This is a genomic window from Hungatella sp. SL.1.14, from assembly GCF_024460495.1.
Taxonomy (GTDB): domain Bacteria; phylum Bacillota; class Clostridia; order Lachnospirales; family Lachnospiraceae; genus Hungatella; species Hungatella hathewayi.
Window position 1 is genome coordinate 1 of the sequence record NZ_JANFYJ010000477.1, and the last position, 292, is coordinate 292.

General features: G+C 53.1%; 1 pseudogene. It reads right to left on the reverse strand.

Features of this window, described 5'->3' with window-relative positions:
• Positions 1 to 292, reverse strand: a pseudogene (locus tag NE473_RS31910) (DNA mismatch repair endonuclease MutL); the annotation flags it as partial.

The window sequence follows — 292 nt, forward strand, 5'->3', positions numbered from 1 at the left end:
CGGCTACCTGGGACCCTTCCGTCATGGCTGTTTTTAAGAATTTCCTTCTGGCCGGAGTGTTATAAAACAGATTTCTTGCAATACATGTAGTCCCTTCCGGCGCTCCAATCTCCTCCAGCGGCCGTTCCATGCCGCCCTCAATCTGGTAACGGCTTCCCGTCAGGGCTTCGCTGGTCTTTGTAATCAGTTCCACCTGGCAGACAGCGGCAATACTGGCAAGCGCTTCGCCGCGGAAGCCCACGGACGAAATCGTAAATAAGTCTTCCACAGACTTGATCTTGCTGGTAGATTG